The 5,186-nt window shown below is 67.1% G+C and carries 5 protein-coding genes, 1 tRNA gene, 1 pseudogene and 1 other annotated feature (1 of these 8 only partly in view); of the genes and pseudogenes, 2 read left to right on the top strand and 5 right to left on the bottom strand.

The features are described 5' to 3' along the window. Positions 1-34: a sequence feature (16S ribosomal RNA rRNA prediction is too short), on the top strand (it extends 472 nt beyond the left edge of the window). Positions 35-63: 29 nt separating this feature from the next. Beyond that, positions 64-480, top strand: coding sequence for an EamA family transporter (locus BQ7477_RS04540; RefSeq protein ID WP_200783467.1), 417 nt, complete (start codon positions 64-66; stop codon positions 478-480). Positions 481-1,005: 525 nt separating this feature from the next. Here the strand turns inward: BQ7477_RS04540 and BQ7477_RS04535 are convergent. The 4 genes and pseudogenes from BQ7477_RS04535 to BQ7477_RS04520 form a co-directional block, all read right to left on the bottom strand. After that, on the bottom strand, positions 1,006-2,250 hold the full coding sequence (locus tag BQ7477_RS04535) for a multidrug effflux MFS transporter (RefSeq protein ID WP_073982959.1): 1,245 nt from the start codon (positions 2,248-2,250) through the stop codon (positions 1,006-1,008). A gap of 113 nt (positions 2,251-2,363) precedes the next feature. After that, positions 2,364-2,609: a PfkB family carbohydrate kinase gene (locus tag BQ7477_RS12355; protein WP_234968692.1), complete on the bottom strand. Its 246-nt coding sequence runs from the start codon at positions 2,607-2,609 to the stop codon at positions 2,364-2,366. Continuing rightward, positions 2,584-3,570: pseudogene (locus tag BQ7477_RS04525) on the bottom strand (ADP-ribosylglycohydrolase family protein); the annotation flags it as partial. The gene BQ7477_RS12355 and the pseudogene BQ7477_RS04525, both read right to left, overlap by 26 nt. 71 nt (positions 3,571-3,641) lie before the next feature. After that, positions 3,642-3,713: transfer RNA gene (locus BQ7477_RS04520), tRNA-Lys, on the bottom strand. Between the two features lie 30 nt (positions 3,714-3,743). Between BQ7477_RS04520 and BQ7477_RS04515 the strand changes: the two genes are divergently transcribed. Further along, a complete protein-coding gene (locus tag BQ7477_RS04515; protein ID WP_073982958.1) occupies positions 3,744-4,373 on the top strand; it encodes a hypothetical protein in 630 nt (209 codons plus the stop codon). A 24-nt stretch (positions 4,374-4,397) separates the two neighbouring features. Here the strand turns inward: BQ7477_RS04515 and BQ7477_RS04510 are convergent. Then, the coding region (locus BQ7477_RS04510; protein WP_200783466.1) for a PfkB family carbohydrate kinase at positions 4,398-5,186 on the bottom strand (789 nt) is incomplete at its 5' end.

The following is a 5,186-nucleotide window of genomic DNA, read 5'->3' as shown; positions in this document are numbered from 1 at the left end:
GTCCTCGCGTTCGCAGGCGTAGCCAGCATTGGCGGACTCGCTCTCGACCTGTCGCGCCCGAGCGTGCGCGTCGGCGTCGCCTGGATCCTCCTCGCGGCCCTCGCCTGGTCCGCCTATATTGTGGTGGGTCAGCGGGCGTCGACCACGCGCGACGGGGTCACGAACTTAGCGTTGGGATGCGCGTGGGGTTCTCTTTTCTTTGCGCCCTTCCTGGGGCCGGGGGCGATGGCGGCCACGGCCTCGTGGAAGCTGATCGCAATCGTCATCGGCGTGGGCCTGCTGTCAACTGCGATTCCTTACACGTTTGAGGCACTCGCGATGCGTCGCCTGGCGGCGCCGACGTTCGCGCTGTTCGCCGCGATCCTGCCTGCGACATCCGCCTTGGTCGGCGCGGTTATGCTGCGCCAGATTCCCGGCGTCTTTGAGTTGATCGGCCTGGTCCTGGTGTCGGCTGCAGTGTGGTTAGCCTCGCGAGCGTGATCCGCGCATCGAGCGGGCCGGGCCGCGCGATCCCAACGGCACTATCCCAACCGATAGTCGCGGCCGGGGAATGAAAGCTGGTGCCCTCTGGTGAATTCATCGCGATGAGGCGCGCTTTCTGGATAGGTTGTGACGATCTGGATAGGTTGTGACGATCTGGATAGGTTAATAACCTATCCGGATGTGCGTTACCTATCCGGATGTGCGTTACTTATCCGGATGTGTGCGAACGGGTATGTGCTCGACGTGGCGGCCTTGGTTCCCGCGCGTTGTTGGGGTTGGCCGTGCTGCTGGTGTGTTGCAGGCCGTGCCCGGCCGGAGTTGTGCTGATGGCCGCGGGCCTATGACGTTCTGGATAGGTTGTGACGATCTGGATAGGAAATGACGATCCGGATAGGTTAATAACCTATCCGGATGTGCGTTACCTATCCGGATGCGTGTTACCTATCCGGATGTGCGTTACCTATCCGGATGTGCGGGGCTGCCAGGGCGCGGTGATCCTATTTCCGACGCGCCGGTGGCCCCTCAGTCGAGGCTGAGCTGGCGCGGCGTGTGAGAGCCGCCGCGGGCGATCACCCAGAACGCGAACCACGCGCCCGCGGAGCCCACGATCATGACGAGTACCATCGGCACGGCGCTGTCGCCGCCCGAGGTCGCCAGGGGAGCGGCGATGCCGTTGGCAAGGGACTGGAAGACGCCCATGACGGACGAGGCTGTGCCCGCCTGCTCGCGCGCCTCGCTCATGGCCTGGGCGCCGGAATTGCCGAAGATAAACGCGTTCGCCGTCATAATGAGCGCGAAGCCCACGCACGTCGGAATGAGCGGCAGGTCGAGGAGAAACGTTGAGACCGCCAGCGTCACCACGCCGGTCGCGGCGATCGTCAGGCCCGTGACGATGAGCGTGCGCGGCGTGAAGTGCGAGATCAGGCGCACGTTGACCAACGCGAAACCGGTCGAGAGCAGCGCGTTGAACGCGAACAACCACGCGAAAGCCATGGGGGACAGGCCCAGCGGCCCCTGCAGCACGTAGGTGGCGTTCGAAATGTAGCCGAACATGCAGAAGCTCGAGAACGCGTTGACCAGCATGAAGCCCACGAAGGGGCGGATCCGCACGACCTGGACGAGGCCGTGGAAGAACCTGGGGATGCCGCCGGGGTGGCGGCGTTCCTCGGGCAGGGACTCGGGCACGACGAACCAGGCGAGGGCCGCCATGAGCAGCGTGAACGCGGCGAGCGACCAGAAGATGACCCTCCACGTCGCGTGCGTGATGATGAACGCGCCGAGGACGGGGGCGAGCATCGGGGCGAAGCCGACGATCGCCTGGATGAGGCTCATCGCGCGCGCCAGCGTCTTGCCGTGTGCGACGTCGACGAGGATCGCGCGCGCCACCGAGGAGGCGATGCCGCCGCCGAGGCCCTGGAAGACTCGCCCCACGAGGAGCACCCAGATGTTCGGCGTGAACACACAGATCATGGATCCGATCAGGGCTATGATGCCGCCGGTGACGATGGGGCGGCGACGCCCGATCTGGTCGGAGATTGCTCCGCCCAGGACCTGGCCGGACGCGTAGCCCACGAAGAAGGTGGTGAGCGTGAACCCGAGCATCGTCGAGTTCGTTGCCAGGTCCGCTGTGATCTGGGGGAATGCGGCCGAGTACATGTCTGTGGCCATCGGGGGCACAGCGTTTTGTACGGCCAGCGTGATCAGCAGGGCAACGGTGAGTGCTCCGCCGACGATGCCGCCCTGATCAGGGGTCTTGTCTTTCACCATGATGCGATTATGCGCCAGACGAGGCGCATCATGGGCGATTTGGTTGAATAGTTGACATATCTCGCACGTCGCAGGGGGCTGACGCGCACGCCCTTCGGTTCACGCCCCTAGGTTCATGCTTCCTCGGTGCTTGCTTCCAGCGCGTCCGCTTGTTCCTCCAGCGCGCTCGCCGCCGCTTCGATCTCCTCGCGCGTCGGGCACGAGGCCGGCCCGACGACTGTCGTGGACAGTGCGCCCGCGCAGTTGGCGAGCAGGAGCGCCCTCTCCAGGGGGATTCCCTGGGCGAGCGAGGCCGCCAGCACCCCGGAGTGCGCGTCGCCCGCGCCATTCNACGGAGCGCAGGTCGAGACGGGACACATCCTCGACCTGGACGAGGTCTTCCTCGTTGAAAGCCTCGACCCCGAGTGAAGCACCCAGGATTGCCCCCGCGATCGCGCCGATCGTGTCGGTGTCGCCGCCCAGGTTAGCGGCGTCCAGCAGGGCGCGCTGGGAGGGGTCGCGCGCGAGGAGCGCGAAGGCCATGGGGATAGCCTGCGCTGAAGCCACGGACGTGCCCACCTGCTCGACGAGGCACTCCAGGGACGACGAGGCCGGGGTGGACGCCAGCTGCAAGGCCCGCCGCGTGGCGGCAGCGACGTCAGGCTCTGGACTCCACGCGCCGCGCGCGGGAAGGGACTCGACATAGGTCACGGCTCGCCGCAACAGGGCTGTCATGTCCGCGGCGGAGGTCCCCGACCGGTCGATCCCCAGGGACACGGCCGCCGCCACGAGGGCAGCCGACTGGAAACCCTGGCGCGTCGCGTGCGTGACCTGGCAGGATGACCAGACGGCCTCCGCGAAGATGTCCGGATTGGCCGTCGAGACCGCGATGCCGATCGGCGTCACCCGCATCGCCGCGCCGTTTGTCGTTCCCTTCCCGCCTACTTGCAGCGGGTCCTCCCCCGCGCGCACACGCTCCAACGCTGCCTTCGTCGACGGCCCCAGCAGATCGAGCGACCCGCGCTGAATCATCGAGTCCTCCCATGCCAACAACGTGTGGGCAAACTCACTCGCATCCAGGTGTGCGTGACCCGACGAGGACCCACGGCCTCGTACCAGGAGAGAAGCAATCAGCAACGCCTGCTCCGTGTCATCGGTGACCGACCCCGCCGGCATCCCCGGCGCGTACGGCTGACTTTCATCCGCATCCACGAGACCCGTGATACGCCCATACATTGAGCGGATCTGCGCGGGAGACAACGCCTGCGTCGGCATGCCCAGCGCGTCTCCGAGAGCCAGGCCAGCCAGGGCGCCATACGCGCGAGAAAAACGAGGATCCATGATGCACCTCCAACGCGGGCGCGCGCCCGCAGATAGCGTGAACGCCCCGGAACGTTCCGAGGCGCGACCAGTAGGCCCAGGGGGACTCGAACCCCCAACCTACGGATTAAAAGTCCGCTGCTCTACCATTGAGCTATAGGCCCATGCCCCCATTGTAGAAGGAAGCGGTCCCTATGGCCCAATCGAACACCCCACGCCGCCCAGCCATGCTCGACGCCGCGCGGGCAGAGACGATCGTCGGCGACGAAGACCCCGCCTCCCTCGCCGCCGTCGCACACACCGCCGCGTGGGCACTCATGGGAATCAGCGACGACACCTTCAACGACGAGGACGTGGCGCGCCTGCGGGAAACCGTGCGCGCTCGCGGCATCGACACCATCGCCCACGTCTGGTCGCGCAGCCCCGAATTCACGCTCCCCGGCGCGCTGTGGCGCCTCTACCTGCTCCACGAGTGGTACCACCGTGATCCGCACCTGGTCGAAGCCCGCTATGCCGACGGCTCACGCGCGCCCATCATCCAGGGCCTCGAAGCCCCCGTCGCGCTGCGGCCCCTGCACCTCATCATGGACGAGATCGATGCCCTGATGCGCGGCGACCTCACCGATGACGACCTTGAAGACGTGCTCGCCCAGGCATCGCGCGCCATGCGCGTCCTCGCCGCCGGTGAAGCCGGCGCCCTATGGATCGAAGATCCCACAGACCCGCTCGCCCACCGAGTCACCATGCGACACAGTGCACTCCTAGCCACCGCAGACGAACTCGACACCGCCGCACGCGAAGCTTCCGTCGGCACCCTCGACTAAGCCGCCGATCCCCGCCCGCCACAATCACGCATGACGAGCNCACGAGGCCGGCCCGACGACTGTCGTGGACAGTGCGCCCGCGCAGTTGGCGAGCAGGAGCGCCCTCTCCAGGGGGATTCCCTGGGCGAGCGAGGCCGCCAGCACCCCGGAGTGCGCGTCGCCCGCGCCATTCGTGTCGATCGCGTCGACGCGAGGCGTCGGAACGTGGGTCGCGTCCTTGTCGAAGGCGCCCGACGCCCTCGCGGAAGGCCCAGCGAAGTAAGCGCCCTCGGCTCCCTGGCGCACTACGACGGGGCGGTGAAGCAACTCGAACATGGTGGAGGCCGCCCCGCGAGGCTCCCTGCACTGGTCGCGGACGCCACGATCGTCAATCCACCGATCGTGGATCTCGCGAGCTTCCCTGTGGTTCATCGAAACGATGACGTCGCGCGTCGGCAAGCCGTCCGGGATCCCGATGACTGGGGAGACGTCCAGAACCACGCGCACGCCCTCGGGCAGGGCGCGCAGCGCAGCCTGAGCGGCTTCCCTGTTCGCGGGGTGGTCCATGAGGTAACCGTCGACGTAGAGGACGTCCCCCCGGCGCATCGTGCGCACGACATCAGCCCACGCGCTCGCGGGAGCCATGGTCTCCGCGCCCCTCGTAGAGATGAAGGTGCGCTCGCCGGTGCGATCCGTGAACGCGATGCAGAACCCGTTGTCGATGCCCGCGACGCGCGGTCCGGCGTCCGCGATCCCCTCGCGCGCCAGAGCCGCTTGAATGAGCGAGGAGTAGGGGCCCTCGCCGATCGGGCTGAGGGAGACGGCCTCGGCCCC

This window comes from Actinomyces bouchesdurhonensis (assembly GCF_900128465.1).
Lineage (GTDB): Bacteria > Actinomycetota > Actinomycetes > Actinomycetales > Actinomycetaceae > Pauljensenia > Pauljensenia bouchesdurhonensis.
Note: the sequence above shows the minus strand (reverse complement) of the source record. Positions and strands in the feature narration are given on the sequence as shown.